The sequence below is a fragment of the Stenotrophomonas sp. VV52 genome, from assembly GCF_002893095.1.
GTDB lineage: Bacteria > Pseudomonadota > Gammaproteobacteria > Xanthomonadales > Xanthomonadaceae > Stenotrophomonas > Stenotrophomonas aracearum.
The window spans coordinates 201,497-217,645 of the sequence record NZ_PKQQ01000002.1 but is presented as its reverse complement, the minus strand read 5'-3'; the positions used below and the strand labels follow the sequence as shown (position 1 = coordinate 217,645).

Sequence of the window (16,149 nt, the reverse complement as noted above, 5' to 3'; positions counted from 1 at the left end):
TCAGGGGCTGTCCAGGTAGCCCCTGATCTCGTCTTCGGCCAGCAGTGTGCGCAACTGCGCGGCCGAAGCGCGCCGCATCGGTCGTTCGTCGATGCTCGACAGTGGTGGCTGGCGCAGTGCGTCGTAGGGCAGCACCGCCACGTCGAAGGTCAGCCCTTCGGCGCTGAACACCCATACCGGTGCATCCAGCGTGCGTTCGCGGTCCAGCCGCAGCCGCCGCATGCGCGACTCGGCAGGGATCCGGTGCTCTTCCAGGAAGCGTTGCACGGCGTCGACGTCATCGCTATGCACCTGCAGCTGCACGGGGCTGTTGGCGTCGGCAGTGCCGTCCAGGACCGGGCCGCACAGGCGCGGGGAAAAGCCATGCAGAAACTCCAGTGCGCGCAGCCCGGCCTCGCGGCGCTGGCGCAGCTGCGTGCCATGCCCTGCACCGGCAAACAGGCGCTGGTACTCGCGCAGGGCGTCTTCGATCTCGGTATTGCGCGGCAGCGAGGCATCATCATGGATGCCCAGGCGCCCGGCGGCCTTCAGTTTGGCCTGGTGGTAGTCGCGGATTCCGCCTTCGGCCATCAACCGGGCTGCCTCGTGGGCAAGCCGGTGGCGGCGTTCGCGGGTCTGGCTCTCGGCATGCTGTCGTGCACGATGCATGAGCGAATCTCCCCTTTACGACCTGCCACCGACAATACACCTTCCGTGTGACGGCCAGGACACGCATGGCGTGTCCCTACGCGGCGGGTGCAGCCAACCATCAACGTTCGACGGTCAGCGCCTGCAACCCACCATCAACGTTCGACCCCAATCCCAAGCGACCAAGGATCGTAGTGACACGCCACGCGTGTCAAAGCCATGACCCTGCGCACGTACACACGCCGTGCGCCGCGCGCCTACCACCCGATGCCCACGCCCACCGCCACGGTGCTCTCGCCGCCCTGGCTGAAGGCGCCGTTGAGGCTGAAGGTGGTGGTGGCGCGGCGGTCCAGCACGCGCTGGTAGCCCACTGCGAGCGCGGACTCGCCATCGGCATGGCCGACGCCCGCGCCGAGCCGGTTCCAGGTAGGCAGCCCGGCGGTGTTCATCGCCATCGCCGCCTGTGCGCTGCCCATCGCCGCCATGCGGTTCATGCGCCGGTCGAGCCGGTCGAAGCGGCGGTCGACGCCGACCATCGCCTGGTCGGTGTAGGCGTTGGCGCGCTGCACCGCGTCGTCCACGGCACGCGTGTCGACCGGCGGCAGGGGCGCGGTGGCCTGCTGCACGCTTACCGGCGCAGACTCGGCCGGACCTGCGCCGGACACCGGCGCAGGCGCTGCGGCCTCTGCCTCGCGGTCTGCATCAGCGGTTGGCTCCACGGACGCCGCCAGCATGGGCGCCGCCTCCACGTCTGCACTGCCCTGCCCGTCACTGCCCTGCTGCGCGGCCAGCGCGCTGACCTGCTGGTCGATCCCGCCCATCCGGTCATGCGCGGCACTCACGGCGTAGTCCAGCGCATCCAGCGCGCTGGAGACCGTGCCGTGATACCGGCCCTGCACCGCAAAGCGCAGGCCGCGCACGCCGCCTTCGGCGTTGACGCCGGTGCCGATCACCCCTGCCAGGTCCGAGAGCTGCCGTAGCGACACCACGTCGTCAGGGGCGATGCCGGGCATCGCATTGGTGATCCGCCGACGGATGCCCTGCCCGCCCACCGACACTTCGAACGGTCGCTGCACGATCGAGCCGAAGCCCAGTGCCACGCTGTCGTGGGCGCCTTCCCAGACCTGGGTGGAGGCGCCGATGGCCATGCCGTTCTCGGCCAGCACGCGCGAGCGCGAACCGAGTGCGAAGCCGTCGTGCGCCCCTTCCAGGATGATCGCGGCACGCCCGAGCGCCACCGAATTGCTGCCGCGCGCGGTGGCATAACTGCCGATCGCGGTCGAACCCGAGGCCTCTGCGCGGGCGTCGCTGCCCATTGCGGTGCTCAAGTGCCCGGCGTAGGCGGGGAAGCTCTCGTCGTCGGCACCGACCCGCGCATACAACTGGGTGTACTCCAGCGCCGCGACCCGCTTTTCGGTGGCATACAGCTGCGTTCCGTTGACCGCGTGGCGGCTGTCGGGGCCCACATCGCCCTCGCCAAGGGCGATCAGGCGTGCGCCACGCAGGTGCACGGTGGCGTCCTTGTCGAAGCGCACTACATCGCTCAGGTCGGGCACCACCGGCACCACCGCCTGCACGCTGTCGCGCAGCAGGTCGATGTCGCGTCGGTTGCGGGCGATCCGCTGGCCATTGTCGTTGACCTGCCAGAGCGCGTCGGACCATCCCGGCGGCAGCACGCCTTCGGCCGGCGTTGGCGGCGGCGGTGCCGGGCACTGGACCACGCGCTCGCGTACGTGGTCGCGGCCGAACACCCCGGCCACGCCGACCCCGACCCCCAGCCCGCCGGCAAACGACAGCGCGCGCGCAGACGCAGGCGCGTCGTCGTCGCGCACCTCCACGCCGGCCGGGCTGGATACGAGCGGCGGCGTGGCCGCGACTGCCCCCGGCAGCCCCACGATCAGCGCGGCGGCAAGGCGGGCGCGGCGGCGCCGGGAAAGTGCGTGTTCAAAACGGTACATGGTGGTTCCCTTCAAGGCAGCAGGACCTGCTGGTGTTCGCGATAGCCGTCGCGGCTGAGCCGGTAGTCCACGCGCAGCCGCGCGCCGGCTGCCGGCTGGAAAGGCAGCGCCAGCGCAGCGCCGGGATAGACGCTGCGCTCGATGTCGTGGGTGGTGCAGGCGCCGGCGACGCACTGTTCGATGCGGCGGATGCCCAGCCGCAACGTGCCGCGGTTGTGCAGGGCACCGTCGAGCAGCTGCATCGCGACGCGTCCGTCTGCGGGCAGCACGTTGACCAGCACGCCCCACACCAGGCTGACCCCGATGGTGGCGCTGGCGGTGGGCCCCACCTCCGCCGATGCGTCCGGGTCTTCGCCACGCACCCCTTCGAAGTACACACGGAACGCGGTTTCCTCGGCCACCGGCGCCAGCGCGATCGCCCGCACCAGGCGGCTGCCGCCGCCGGCCAGCGCGAACATGCCCGGGGTGACCGCAAGTGCGGCAGCATCGCCGGGCGGTTCGTCGACCTCGTGTTCGGCGTCGCCCGCGGGGTCGACCACGCGCTTGACCGTGGCGCGGACGTACTGGGTGCGCGGCGACTGCGCATGCACGCGGATGCTGGTGGTGCGCCCGCTGTCGACGTGCACGCGCATGGGGTGCACGTCCAGGTTGGCCGACACCGGAGCGGCGAACAACACGAAAAGAAGCAGGAAAACAGTACGGTGCAGGCGCATGGGAAGTCTCGATGGGATTCAGGGGCGATGGGTCGGCAGGCGCATTTCCAGGCTCAGCTCGCCCTGGTAGCGGCCATCGCGTTTGTCCGCAGCGGGAAATGGCGGGGTCAGGAAGGTCAGCGGCGTGGGCACGCAGTGCACGGCCTGCTCCATGCCCGGCAGCAGCACCGGCCGCAGCTCGGCGCTGTCGATCCCGTCCAGTACGGTGTGCTCGTCATGCGCCAGGTCGATGCGCCGGCCCGCGTGCAGCAGGTGCAGGCGGTAATCGATCCGCTCATGCGCGGCGCGCCCGCCACGCTGATGCCAGACCGAGAAATAACCGTGCGGTCGTCCCGGCGCTTCGGGGCCGCCGTCACGCGCGACCAGTACCAGCTGGCTGCTGAGCGAGCCCAGGCCGTCGTACAGGCACATGTCCAGCACCCCTTCCCCGCCGACGCTGGCTGGCAGCGGCCGGCTGCGCCTCTGCAGCTGCAGGTCCATCGGCGCGACCGAGGCGCCATGTTCGGGAAAGTGGATCGCGGCGCGCTCGGGATCGGTGACGGTCACCTCCAGCACGAACACATGCCGACCCAGCACCGCGCCGCCCAGGCCGCTGCGCACGTCCAGGTGCAGCTCGGCCCGCCAGCGGCCGGCCACCAGCTGCGCGATGTCGCGGCCCGCGATCTCCAGCGTCGCGGCGGTGCCGGCGGGCGCAACGTGGCACTCGCGGGTGGCCGAGGTCCACACCGGGTACTCCGACTTGTCCCAGTAGTCGCTGCTGCAGGCGCGCTCCCATTCGACCCGCTCCAGCCAGCCGATGACGCCGATGTCGCGGCGCTGGCCACTGCGCTGTTCGTGGAACTCCAGCTGGATCGGGCTGCGCCCGGTCGGGCCTTCGCCGCTGTCGGTGCGCGGGCAGCGGCCGCGCGCCGGCGTGTCCGTGCAGGTCACATGGATCCGTCCGTGCCCATGCTCCACTTCCTGGAAACCGAGCACGGTGCGCGGCGCCCACAGCTGCAGCGGCTGCGGCGCGGCCCGGTCGAACGCGTGGTGATGCGTGGTGACGGTGGTTCCCGGAGTCGGCAGGGTCACCGGCGGACGCTGCGCGGCGGCCGGCCCTGCCAGCAGCATCAATGCCAGGCCGAAGGCGGCCCGCCGGGACACGATGCGGCTCACCGGCTACCCAGTGCGATCGGCGCGGCCGCATCGAGCAGATGCTGGACCCGCGGCTGCTGGCTGATGTGCTCGGGCAGCGCGTCGCGCTCCAGCGGCGCGCAGGCCAGCGGCCCGACCAGCAGGACCACGCTGCGCTGTTCGCGCACCTGCAACGGGCACTGCAGCAGCTGTTGCTGCCGCAGCAGGTACAGCACCGCTTCGCGCTGCGGGAACTCGGCGATGAAGCCGCCGTCCTCCCCCAGCGGCGGCGCGGCCGCATTGAGGATGCGCGCGCCCGCCAGCGCGCTGCCAGCGGCATCGCGTGCGCTGCCGATGTAGGTGTAGGTGGCTTCGACCCCGACCGGCAGCGCGATCACCCGGCCCGGCAGCAGGAACGGCTGGTGCGCGGTGCCCGGGCGGGTCACGCGCACGCCGGCGTCCTGCACCGCGTGGGAGACATCGTGCACGTCCACGCGGTGGCGCTGGTAGCCGCTCAACGGCAGCAGGCGGCGTTGCCCGAAGCGCAGGATCTGGCGTCCCTGCGCGCCGGCCTGCACTTCGGCGGCGGCGCCCTCCAGGGTCGGCAGGTCGGCTGCGGCGACGCTCACCGCCACCCCGGCATCGGCGCCGTTGGCGCTACCCCAGAACAGGCCGCGCCGCGACAGGGCCAGCGCCGAGCCATGGCTGAGGCTGTAGGCGGTGGCCGTGGCGTGCGCCTGACGGTAGTGCGACAGCACCGCACCGGTATGCCCGAGCGGGGTGTACGTGCGCAGCGCGAGCAGCGCGTCGACAGCACCGCGGTCGTCGACCTCGAGTTCGGCGCCGGCTTCGCGCGCGCTGCCATCCTGCTCCTGCCGCCACGACTGGGCCAGCACCAGCCCGCGCTCCGGTTCGCCCTGGCGCGGCTGCCGCGCTTCGATGCCGAACCGGCGCAGCACACTGCTGCCGGCGGCGTGCTGCAGCCGCGACACGCTCACGCCGAACTGCGCGCCCTGGTCATGGCGCGCGCCGGCCTGGTGCCAGGCGCCGAGCCGGGCGCTGACGCTCATGCCGCGCCACTGCCGGGTCAGGCTGTAGTTCACCTGCACGCTGCGGGTGCGCTCGGCGATGCGCGCGAAGCCGGAGCGCACGGGCGCCGCGCTGCGCCGCCGGGTGTGGCCGAGATACAGGCTGCCGCCGGCCAGCGGCAGGCTCACTGAGGCGCTCAGGGCATCGGCACAGCCGAGCCGGTCATGGCAGCGCGCACCACGCATGCGCTGGCGGTACAGGTTCCAGGACGCGCGGTTGCGCACGCTCAGCTGCTGCTGGCTGCCACGGCTGCCGTCGCTGCCGGCGATGGCGCCGATCTCGGCCTGCAGGTCATGCGTGCGCAGGCGGTGCCGGGTACCGGTGCGCAGTTCGGCGTAGCTGCCGTCGCCGATCCGGGCGACGCCCACGCTGGCCCCGGACTGGCGCGCCAGTGGCAGGCGCAGTCCGGCCTGCAGCGCGCGCTGCCCGCTCGCGGGGTCGCGCCCGTGCGCACGCTGGCGGCCGCCCTGGACGAACCACTGCAGGCCGGGTTCGCCCCAGTCCTGGCCGCGCGAGAACGGCTGGATCTCACTGCGCACCAGCCGGCCGTCCTCATGGATGCGCAGGGTGACCTCGTAGCTGCCGGGCGGAAACTGGCGGGTGTCCAGGTCGGTGACGCCGGCAGGCAGGTAGAAGGTCTGCAGCAGGCGCTCGCCATCGAAGGCGTCCACGCGCGCCGGTCGGGACAGCAGCACGGTAAGCGGCGCGGCGCCCGGATCGGCGTCGACATCGACATAGGCCTGGGTAGTGCCCACGCGCACGCCGTCGAAACGTTCCAGCGGCAGCAGGCCCAGCCCGAACTGGCCCCCCTGGCTGCTGGCCAGGTTGCGGCGGTCCATGCGCCCCAGCTGCAGGTAATGGCGCCGGGCCAGGTCATGCCGGTAATACAGGTCGTCGAGCTGGAAGCGGTCGCGCGTGGGTTGACCGGGCCATTCCTGCCGCGCGTAGTTCCAGCTGCCCCCGAGGTGTCCGCTGCGCAGCACGCCGAGCGCGGCACTGCCATGCGCGTTGAGCGCATGGTCGCGGCCACCCCCGCTGAGGGTCAGGCTCTGCTGGTGCAGCAGCGCGTTTTCGGCGTGCTCGCTGAGGCGGTGCAGGCCATCGTCGGCCGACGCCTCGCGCGGTAGCCAGCGCAGCGCGGGGAACAGCAGCAGGGCACCGTCGCCTTCGTCGAAGATGGCATGCACGCGATGGGGATCCTCGGACGGGGCGCGCCAGCCGCATCCGGGTTGCGGCTGGGCGTGGACGCAGGCGAGATGGCTGTCGCGCGGCAGCGGCGCCGACAGCGCGGGCAGCAGGGTCTGCTGGGCGGAGCGGGACAGGCCCAGCGCTGCCAGGACCTGCGCGGGGTCTTCGAGCTGGATGTGGTCGAGCGTGACCCAGGCGGGCCACAGGCCGGCCGAGCGACCGAACGCGCGTACCTCGAGACGTTCGCGCTGGCCACTGACCAGGTCTTCGAAACCGGCCGGCACCGGGCTGCCCTGCGCCGCCATCGGGGCAAGCACGAGCGCCACCGCCAGCCGGACCAGGGCGGAAGCAGGAATTCGCATGGCGGAAGCGCCGGCACCGACCGCGCGGGCGCGGTGCCGGCATGCAGGTCAGAGGCCGCTGGCCCTCTGCGCCAGTACCAGGCTGACCGGGCCGTCATACAGGCCGGCCGCGGCGATCGGACCCGGCGTGGCCTGGGCGATGGTCAGCGGCATTTCGATGGAGGCACCGGGAATGGCGCCGAGGAACAGCTGGTCGGCAGTGAAGGCGATGGGCGCAACGCCCAGTTCGCGACCATTGAGGCTGACCGCCAGCGGGATGTCGGTGGCACCGGCGGCGGTCACCTTGGGCATCAGCACGGCCGGCTCGGCCAGGCGCACGTCGACATCCAGACTGGTGTCGTTGGAGAACACGCGCACCCGTTCGCTCCAGCTGCCCAGCCCCTGCCCTGCGCGATAGGGCATCTGCACGGCGTCGGGCAGCACGCTGCCATCGGCCTTGAGCAGCGACAGGGTCGGGTCGACGTTGGCCCAGACGGTGATGTGCGCTTCGGCGGCGTGGACGGACAGTGCGGCGGTAGACAGCGCCAGGCCCAGCGCGGCCTGTTTCAGAGTGCGGTACATGAGGTTCTCTCCCTTGATGGATGTGCACCTCGCATGAGGTTGTCGACCAAGGTAGGCAGTGCGCTGCGGTGTCCACACGCAAGCATTCTTAAAGCCGGCGCAGCGCTGCTCGATCTGCGACAGCGCGCGCGATACCGCTGCATTTCAAGCGTTCCGAGCAGTTTTCAGTCAATCACGTCGCTGCCTGTCGCTTGCTGCAAGGACAAAAAAAAACACCTCCTTTCGGAGGTGTTTTTTTGACGCAACCAGCGCTGGATCAGCCCTGGTAGTCGCGCACGTCGCTGCCGGTGTAGACCTGGCGCGGACGGCCGATCTTCATTTCCGGGTCGACCTGCTGTTCCAGCCAATGCGCGACCCAGCCGGAGGTACGGCCCAGTGCGAACATGACGGTGAACATTTCGGTCGGGATCTGCAGCGCCTTGTAGATGATGCCGCTGTAGAAGTCGACGTTCGGGTACAGCTTGCGGGCGACGAAGTAGTCGTCCTGCAGCGCGGCCTGTTCCAGCTTGACCGCAACGTCGAGCAGCGGATCCTGCACGCCCAGCTGCTTGAGCACCTTGCTGGTCATCTCACCGATGACCTTGGCGCGCGGGTCGAAGTTCTTGTACACGCGGTGGCCGAAGCCCATCAGGCGGAAGCCGGAGGTCTTGTCCTTGGCCTTGAGCACGGCCGATTCGACGTTGTCGGCCGAACCGATTTCCTCGAGCATCTTCAGCACGGCTTCGTTGGCACCGCCGTGGGCCGGACCCCACAGCGCGGTGACGCCGGCGGCGACCGAGGCATACGGGTTGGCACCGGTCGAACCGACCAGGCGGACGGTCGAGGTCGAGGCGTTCTGCTCGTGGTCGGCGTGCAGGATGAACAGCAGGTCCAGCGCCTTGACCACGTCCGGGTTCAGGTCGTACTGGCCGTCGGCCGACTCGAAGGTCTGCTTCAGGAAGCGGCTGACGTAGTCCAGCGAGGTGTCCGGCGTGTTGGCCGGCAGGCCCTTGCCGTGGCGGTAGATCAGCGCCGACAGGGTCGGTACCTTGGCGATCAGGCGCACGGCGGACTGGCGACGCTGTTCGGCGTCGGACAGGTCCAGCGAAGCATGGTACTTCGCCGACAGCTGCGCGATGGCCGCGGCCAGGATCGCCATCGGGTGGGCGTCCTTGTCGAAGCTGGCGATCAGCGCGTTGATCGAGGCGTCGACGTTGGCTTCGGCCGCCAGCTCGTCGGTGAAGGCCTTCAGCTGCTCGGCGCTCGGACGCTCGCCGTTGATCAGCAGGTAAGCCACTTCGACGTAGCTGGACTTTTCCGACAGCTGTTCGATGGGGTAGCCGCGATACAGCAGCACGCCCTTGTCACCGTCGATATAGGTGATGGCGGACTTGCAGCTGGCGGTGGCGGTGAAGCCGGAGTCGTAGGTGAAGAGACCGGTTTCCTTGGTCAACTTCGAAATATCGACGCAATCGTTGCCGAGCGTGGGTTTGATGACAGGCAGAACAACCGACTTTTCGCCGGCGTTGAGCGTGACCTGATCAAGATCGGACACTGTGTGCGCTCCTCAGGGGAAGGCGCCCACCCAAGCGCGTGGGGCGGGCACGTGAATGAAGTCCACAACCTGTGCTGTGGATCACGTCATTATCGCACAGCAACATTTGCCACGCCCTAGGACGGAAGTCGTAGACGAACAGGCGCCACGCCCTGTGCGCGCAAGCGCTGGCGGGGCAAAACGGGGCCGGAATAGACACTGCGTTCCTGCGACCGGCGCAATTTATGAACCACCGTTCATCCGGCAGCAGGGTTCAGGCAGGCAAAAAAAACAACGGCCGCCTGGGCGACCGTTGTTTTCATGCAGCAGCGTGACAGCTCAGGCGGCGGTCTTGCCGAAACGACGCTTGAACTTGTCGATACGGCCGCTGGTGTCGATCACCTTGTGCTGACCCGTGTAGAACGGGTGCGAGGCCGAGGAGATTTCGATCTTGACCAGCGGGTATTCGTTACCGTCGGTCCAGGTCGTGGTTTCCTTGGTCGCAATGGTCGAACGCGACAGGATCTTGAAGTCAGAGGTGACGTCCTGGAAGACGACGTCACGGTAGTTCGGATGGATATCGGCCTTCATGGACACACCGTAAAATTTGGAAAAGAAAAACGTAAGCGCGACATTATAGTCCCGGCGACCCCCAAGGGCAAGCCGGGACCCGCGCTACATGAACAGGCCCGCCGTGGCGGCCTTACTGGACCCCGAGCGCGCTACGGACCTGGGCTTCAAAGCGGCCCTGGTCGTAGGCCATCAGCAGCTGGGTGTTGTCCGGCTGCCCGGTCTGGCGGTTCCAGTCGACAATGGTAGCACCGCGGGCATGGCCCGGGGCCAGCTCGACATTCAGCGGCCGGGACTCGACCCGCAGCGCGCCCTCGGGCTGCAGCGCCCAGGCCATGGCCAGCGCATCGGCGGCAAACCAGCGGTCGCCGCGGCTGTCTTCCGACCAGAGCCGGGTCTGGCGCGAGATCAGCTCATAGAAGCGGGCCTTGTCGCTGTCCGCGGCCAGCCAGCCTTCGACATCCTTGTGCAGCAGGCCGTGGGCCACCGTGGCTTCCCAGTCGGCGACCTCGATGTGCGGGAAGCCGGTGAACACCACGTGCGCCGCTTCCGGATCGAAGGCGATGTTGAACTCGGCGGCCGGGGTGATGTTGCCGTGGCAGGTGACCGCCCCGCCCATCACCAGGAAGCGCTTCACGCGCTGCGGCAGGGTCGGGTCCAGCTTCAGCGCCAGGGCCAGGTTGGTCAGCGGACCCAGCGCGACCAGGAACAGCTCGCCGGCGTACTGGTGGGACAGGCGCAGGATGGCCAGCGCGGCATGTTCGGCTTCGGCCTGGCGCTGCGCGGCAGGCAGGTTGACGTCGCCGAAGCCGTCGGCGCCATGCACGTGGGCGGCGTCGACGGACGGGTGCACCAGCGGTTCGGGGGTACCGGCGAACACCGGCACGTCTTCGCGGCCGGCGACTTCGCACAGCTTCAACGCATTGCGGACGGTGTGGTCCAGGCCGACATTGCCGGCGGCAACGGTGAGGCCGACCACGTCGTGGCGTTCGTCGGCAAAGGCCATCAACAGGGCCAGGGCGTCATCGACACCCGGATCGGTGTCGATCAACAGCGGAATCTTCTTGGACATGCGTGCCGTCTTGAATTAGCGGCAAGGGACTGTCGCACCCCGGCACGACAAATACAAGGCATGGTGAAGCACCGCCTGGGCCGGCCAACGGCCGGCGCTACCGGGCCCTGGTGACGCCGGTTGGGCCGGCGGTACCCGGGCCACAGGCAACCTCGGTAGCGCCGGCCGCTGGCCGGCCCAGGCGGTGCCTGACTACGCCGACGCGTATCTGACCGCGCTGCCAATCCATCTATCCACCACCCTGTCAGCCACGTCCGGCTTCTCACCCAGCAACCGCTCGGCCAGCGCATGCACGTCCGGCAGCAGGTCGGCGTCGCGGGCCAGGTCGACCATGCGGAAGCCGGCCAGGCCGGTCTGGCGGGTGCCGAGCAGTTCGCCGGGGCCGCGCAGTTCCAGGTCCTTTTCGGCGATGACGAAGCCGTCGTTGGTCTGCCGCATGGTTTCCAGCCGCTCGCGCGCCATCGCCGACAGGCGTGCCTGGTACAGCAGCACGCAGCGCGATACCGCCGAGCCGCGCCCGACCCGGCCACGCAGCTGGTGCAGCTGGGCCAGGCCGAGCCGCTCGGCATTTTCAATGACCATCAGCGAGGCGTTGGGCACGTCCACCCCCACTTCAATGACCGTGGTGGCCACCAGCAGGTCGATCTGGCCGGCCTTGAACGCGACCATGGTGGCCAGTTTCTCGCTGGCTTTCAGCCGCCCGTGCACCAGCCCCACCCGCACGCCGGGCAACAGCGCCTGCAGCGATTCGTAAGTGGCCTGGGCCGGGGTGGCGTCGAGTTCGTCGTTCTCTTCGATCAGGGTGCACACCCAGTACACCTGCCGGCCTTCGCGGCAGGCCAGCGCGATGCGCTCGATCAGTTCCGGGCGGCGGTCGTTGTTGAGCGCCACGGTCTGCACCGGGGTGCGACCGGGCGGCAGTTCGTCGATCGCCGATACGTCCAGGTCGGCGTACTCGGACATCGCCAGGGTGCGTGGAATCGGGGTGGCGGTCATCACCAGCTGGTGCGGCACGCTGCGCCCGCCCGCGCCCTTGTCGCGCAGCGCCAGGCGCTGGTGCACGCCGAAGCGGTGCTGCTCGTCGACGATGGCCAGCGCCAGGTCATGGAACACCACCGCGTCCTGCATCAGCGCGTGGGTGCCGACCACCACCTGGGCCTGCCCGTTGGCGACCTGCTCCAGCACCTTGCTGCGCGCCTTGCCGGTGACCTTGCCGGCCAGCCACGCCACCTGCACGCCGAGCGGTTCCAGCCAGCCGCGCAGGTTGGTGAGGTGCTGCTCGGCGAGCAGTTCGGTCGGCGCGGCCAGCGCGACCTGCTTGCCCTGCTCCACCGCCAGCATCGCTGCCAGCGCGGCGACCACGGTCTTGCCCGAGCCCACATCGCCCTGCACCAGCCGCAGCATCGGGCGCGGCTTGGCGAGGTCGTCGCGGATTTCGCCGAACACGCGCTTCTGCGCGCCGGTGAGCGCGAACGGCAACTGCTTGAGCAGGGCCTTGCACAGCCGCCCGGGCCCGGCCAGCGGCGGCGCGTGATGCGCCTGCAGTGCGATGCGCTGGCGACGCAGGCTGAGGTGATGGGCGAGCAGTTCTTCCAGCGCCAGCCGACGCTGTGCGGGATGGGTGCCGGCCGCGAGTGCGGCCAGGTTGGCGTCCGGCGGTGGCCGGTGCACGGTGAGCAACGCGCTGCGCAGCGAGGGCAGCGCGAGGCCGTCGAGCCAACCGGGCGGCAGCAGTTCCAGCGTGGACTCTTCGGGCAACCGGTCCAGGGCCTGGCCGATCAGCCGGCGCAGGGTGGCCGGACCCATGCCTTCCACGGTGGGATACACCGGGTCCAGGCTGTCGCCCAGCGCGGGGTCGTCGTTGCGGCCGAGGATCTGGTAGCTGGGGTGGACGATTTCCAGGCCCAGCTGGCCCGGCTTGGGCGTGCCGAAGCAGCGCAGCCGGGTGCCGACCGCGAACTGCGCGACCTGCTGCTGGCGGAAGTGGAAGAAGCGCAGCACCAGGGTGCCCTGCCCTTCGTCTTCCACCGCGACCTTGAGCGTGGGCCGGAAGCGCATGCCGCGGTCGACCGCGACCACGCGCGCTTCGACCTGCGCCGGCACGCCGTTGCGCAGGTCCTGGATGCGGGTCAGCGCGGTGCGGTCTTCATAGCGCAGCGGCAGGTGCAGCCACAGGTCCTGCAGCGAGGCCAGGCCGCGTGCCGCCAGTTTGGCGGCCACGGCCGGGCCCACGCCAGCGAGCACCGCCAGCGCGGTGTCGCCGGACGGCGCCAGCGCCGGGGTGACCACCGACCTGCGTGCCACGTGGCGTGTCAGGCGATGACCATGACCGCGTCGACCTCGAAGTTCGCACCCTTGGGCAGGCCGGACACTTCGATGGTGGAGCGGGCCGGGAACGGCGCCTGGAAGTAGTCCTGCATGACCGCGTTGACCTTGGCGAATTCGGCCAGGTCGGTCAGGTACAGGCCCAGGCGGACCACCTGGTCGAGCGAGCCGCCGGCGGCTTCGGCCACGGCCTTGAGGTTGTCGAACGCGCGGCGGGCCTGCGCTTCGACGTCCCCGGCGCCGACGATGTCGCCGGTGGCGGGGTCAAGCGGGATCTGGCCGGAGAAATACACGGTGTTGCCGGCGCGCACGGCCTGCGAGTACGGACCGATCGCGGCGGGGGCCTTTTCGGTGTTGATGATCTGACGGGACATGGGGAATCCAGGGTCGAAAAACAGAGTCCCCATTGTACCGGCGTTATTGTCGCCGCACCGACTGCACCACCGAGAGCCGGCGCAGCCTGCGCATGACCTCGGCGAGGTGATTGCGATCGCGGACCTGGATGTTGAAGGCCAGCACTGCGGCGTTGAAGTCGCGATCCAGGTAATCCACCCGTTCGATGTTGGAATGGCTCTGCGCGATCGCCGCGGCGAGCTGCGCCAGCACGCCGGTGCCGTTCTCCACTTCCACCACCAGCGCGGTGTCGTAGTCGCCGGAGACCGTGGTGTCCCAGCCGATCGGCACCCAGCGTTCGGGCGACTTGCGCAGCTCGGCCAGGTTCGGGCAGTCCAGGCGGTGCACCACGATGCCCTTGCCGGCGGTGTGGTAGCCCATGATGTCGTCGCCGGGGATCGGCTGGCAGCAGTTGGCGAAGCTGACCACGCCGCGCTCGCTGCCGTTGATCAGGATCTTTTCCTGCGAGTGCTTCGAATGCGCGCCACCGCGCAGTTCGGCATAGGCCATCAGCGCCTGCGCGGCCTGGTTGGGCATCCAGTTGCCCAGTGCCACTTCGGCCAGCAGCGCTTCCAGGCGCGGGTAGCGGTGTTCGGCCAGGAACGCGTCCAGGCGGCCCTTGGGCAGCCGCTCCAGTGAGCTGTCCATCGCTTCGAGCGCGCGGTCCAGCATGCGGTGGCCCAGCTGCACGGCGTCTTCGTGCTCGAGCTGCTTGAGCTGGTGGCGGATCGCGGTACGCGCCTTGGAGCTGACCACGAATTCCAGCCACTGCGGCTTGGGCGTGGCCGAGCGCGCGGTGATCACTTCCACGGTCTGCCCACTGACCAGCTTGGTGCGCAGCGGCACCAGTTTCTTGTCGACGCGCGAGGCCACCGCCATGTTGCCGACGTCGGTGTGCACCGCATAGGCGAAGTCCAGCGCGGTGGAATTCCGCGGCAGGGCGAGGATCTTGCCCTTGGGCGTGAACAGGTAGACCTCGTCCGGGAACAGGTCGACCTTGACGTTGTCGAGGAACTCCAGCGACGAACCGGCGGCGCGCTGCGAGTCGATCAGTTCCACGATCCAGGCATGGGCACGGCTCTGCGCGCTGTTGGGGCTGTCGCCGCCGAACTTGTAGGTCCAGTGCGCGGCGACGCCGCGTTCGGCGATCAGGTCCATTTCCTCGGTGCGGATCTGCACTTCGATCGGCGAGCCGTAGGGCCCGAACAGCACCGTGTGCAGCGACTGGTAGCCGTTGGCCTTGGGAATGGCGATGAAGTCGCGGAAGCGCCCGTCCAGCGGCTTGAACGTGGCATGCACCGCGCCGAGGGCGTGGTAGGCGTTGGGCACGCTGCGCACGACCAGGCGGAAGCCGAACACGTCCATGACCTGGTCGAAGGATTTGTTCTCGTCGCGCATCTTGTTGTAGATGCTCCACGGGGTCTTGATCCGGCTGACCAGGCGGTGCTCCAGCCCTTCCTTGGCCAGCCGCTGCGACAACTGCACCTCCACCTGCGCCATCGCTTCGCGGCGCACCACCGGCTGGCTGCGGATGTGCTTTTCCAGGATTGCATGGCGCCACGGATAGAGCGCCTTGAAGCCGAGGTTCTGCAGCTCGCTCTTGACCAGGCTCATGCCCAGCCGCTGCGCGATCGGGGCGTAGATCTCCAGCGTTTCGCGGGCGATGCGGCCGCGCGCTTCGGTGCTCTGCGCGCCGAGGGTGCGCATGTTGTGCAGGCGGTCGGCGAGCTTGATCATGATCACGCGCAGGTCGCGCGACATCGCCAGCAGCATCTTGCGGAAGCTCTCGGCGGCCGCTTCCTGGCGGTCGCGGAACTTCAGCTTGTCCAGCTTGGTGACCCCGTCGACCAGCTCGGCCACGGCTTCGCCGAACTCGGCGGCCAGCTCTTCGCGGGTCAGCGGGGTGTCTTCGATGGTGTCGTGCAGGATCGCGGCGATCAGCGCTTCCACGTCCAGGCCGAGCTCGGCCAGCACCTGGGCCACGGCCACCGGATGGGTGATGTAGGGCTCGCCGGACTTGCGGGTCTGCCCGGCATGTGCGGACGCGCCGACTTCCCACGCACGGCGCAGCAGCGGCAGCTGCTCGGGCGGCAGGTAGTGCGCTGCGCGTTCAAGCTGGAGGACATAGTCGGGTACGGCCGCGCCGGGGGACGTGGCGACCTTGGCAGAGGGGCCTGGGTTCATGGCTGGAAGACTATTCCAGCAATGGGATATCGGCAAACTATTGCTTTTTGATCGGTGTCACGACCAGCGGTCGTGACCCACACGTTGAAATGAAAAAAGCCCGCGCAAGGCGGGCTCTTTTCCATTTCAACGGTGATCGCGGAACGCGATCAGTCGTCGTTCTTGGACATGTCTTCGTCGGCAACGACTTCGGCAGCGGCCCATTCCAGTGCTTCACGCTCGGCGCGCTCGCGTTCGGCCTTCTCGACTTCGTCGATCAGCGCGTTGTCGATCTTGCGGGCGGCAATTTCGCGCAGCGCCAGCACGGTCGGCTTGTCTTCGGTTTCGCTGTTGTCCAGGGTGGCCTGGACGCCGTTGGCCAGCTGACGGGCGCGCTTGGACGCCATCATGACCAGCTCGAAACGGTTGTTCACGACTTCCAGACAATCTTCTACGGTGATGCGGGCCATGCGGGCTCCCGGCAGCCGACGCGGGCTGCTCA

At 69.2% G+C, this 16,149-nt stretch carries 13 protein-coding genes; all 13 read right to left on the bottom strand.

Translation table 11 applies throughout. The features are described from left to right. The 13 genes from C2U58_RS07005 to rpoZ all read right to left on the bottom strand — a co-directional run bounded on the left by C2U58_RS07005 (nucleotide 1) and on the right by rpoZ (nucleotide 16,117). Nucleotides 1–648: a hypothetical protein gene (locus C2U58_RS07005; RefSeq protein WP_102945175.1), complete on the bottom strand. Its 648-nt coding sequence runs from the start codon at nucleotides 646–648 to the stop codon at nucleotides 1–3. Between the two features lie 236 nt (nucleotides 649–884). Beyond that, on the bottom strand, nucleotides 885–2,585 hold the full coding sequence (locus tag C2U58_RS07000) for a YadA-like family protein (protein WP_102945174.1): 1,701 nt from the start codon (nucleotides 2,583–2,585) through the stop codon (nucleotides 885–887). A gap of 11 nt (nucleotides 2,586–2,596) precedes the next feature. Further along, nucleotides 2,597–3,298 carry a pilus assembly protein gene (locus C2U58_RS06995; protein ID WP_102945173.1) on the bottom strand — a complete coding sequence of 234 codons (702 nt, stop codon included), beginning with the start codon at nucleotides 3,296–3,298 and terminating at the stop codon, nucleotides 2,597–2,599. Nucleotides 3,299–3,316: 18 nt separating this feature from the next. Further along, nucleotides 3,317–4,453: a CfaE/CblD family pilus tip adhesin gene (locus C2U58_RS19810; protein ID WP_253256681.1), complete on the bottom strand. Its 1,137-nt coding sequence runs from the start codon at nucleotides 4,451–4,453 to the stop codon at nucleotides 3,317–3,319. Beyond that, nucleotides 4,450–7,050, bottom strand: coding sequence for a CS1-pili formation C-terminal domain-containing protein (locus C2U58_RS06985; RefSeq protein WP_102945172.1), 2,601 nt, complete (start codon nucleotides 7,048–7,050; stop codon nucleotides 4,450–4,452). The genes C2U58_RS19810 and C2U58_RS06985 overlap by 4 nt, the downstream gene beginning before the upstream one ends. 48 nt (nucleotides 7,051–7,098) lie before the next feature. After that, complete coding sequence (locus C2U58_RS06980) at nucleotides 7,099–7,611, bottom strand: CS1 type fimbrial major subunit (protein ID WP_102945171.1); 513 nt, start codon at nucleotides 7,609–7,611, stop codon at nucleotides 7,099–7,101. A 256-nt stretch (nucleotides 7,612–7,867) separates the two neighbouring features. After that, nucleotides 7,868–9,145, bottom strand: a complete 1,278-nt coding sequence (locus C2U58_RS06975; protein WP_102945170.1) for a citrate synthase — start codon at nucleotides 9,143–9,145, stop codon at nucleotides 7,868–7,870. Between the two features lie 318 nt (nucleotides 9,146–9,463). Further along, nucleotides 9,464–9,715, bottom strand: a complete 252-nt coding sequence (locus C2U58_RS06970; RefSeq protein ID WP_102945169.1) for a type B 50S ribosomal protein L31 — start codon at nucleotides 9,713–9,715, stop codon at nucleotides 9,464–9,466. A 112-nt stretch (nucleotides 9,716–9,827) separates the two neighbouring features. Further along, nucleotides 9,828–10,766 (bottom strand): nucleoside hydrolase, encoded by a 939-nt coding sequence (locus C2U58_RS06965; protein ID WP_102945168.1) that lies wholly within the window; start codon nucleotides 10,764–10,766, stop codon nucleotides 9,828–9,830. Between the two features lie 192 nt (nucleotides 10,767–10,958). Next, nucleotides 10,959–13,070 carry an ATP-dependent DNA helicase RecG gene (gene recG, locus C2U58_RS06960; protein WP_102945167.1) on the bottom strand — a complete coding sequence of 704 codons (2,112 nt, stop codon included), beginning with the start codon at nucleotides 13,068–13,070 and terminating at the stop codon, nucleotides 10,959–10,961. A gap of 8 nt (nucleotides 13,071–13,078) precedes the next feature. After that, nucleotides 13,079–13,465 (bottom strand): RidA family protein, encoded by a 387-nt coding sequence (locus C2U58_RS06955; protein WP_070207382.1) that lies wholly within the window; start codon nucleotides 13,463–13,465, stop codon nucleotides 13,079–13,081. Nucleotides 13,466–13,508: 43 nt separating this feature from the next. Then, nucleotides 13,509–15,668, bottom strand: a complete 2,160-nt coding sequence (locus C2U58_RS06950) for a bifunctional (p)ppGpp synthetase/guanosine-3',5'-bis(diphosphate) 3'-pyrophosphohydrolase (protein ID WP_070207381.1) — start codon at nucleotides 15,666–15,668, stop codon at nucleotides 13,509–13,511. 149 nt (nucleotides 15,669–15,817) lie between these two features. Continuing rightward, entirely contained in the window at nucleotides 15,818–16,117 is a 300-nt protein-coding gene (gene rpoZ / locus C2U58_RS06945) for a DNA-directed RNA polymerase subunit omega (RefSeq protein WP_005410877.1), read from the bottom strand. Nucleotides 16,118–16,149: the final 32 nt, after the last annotated feature.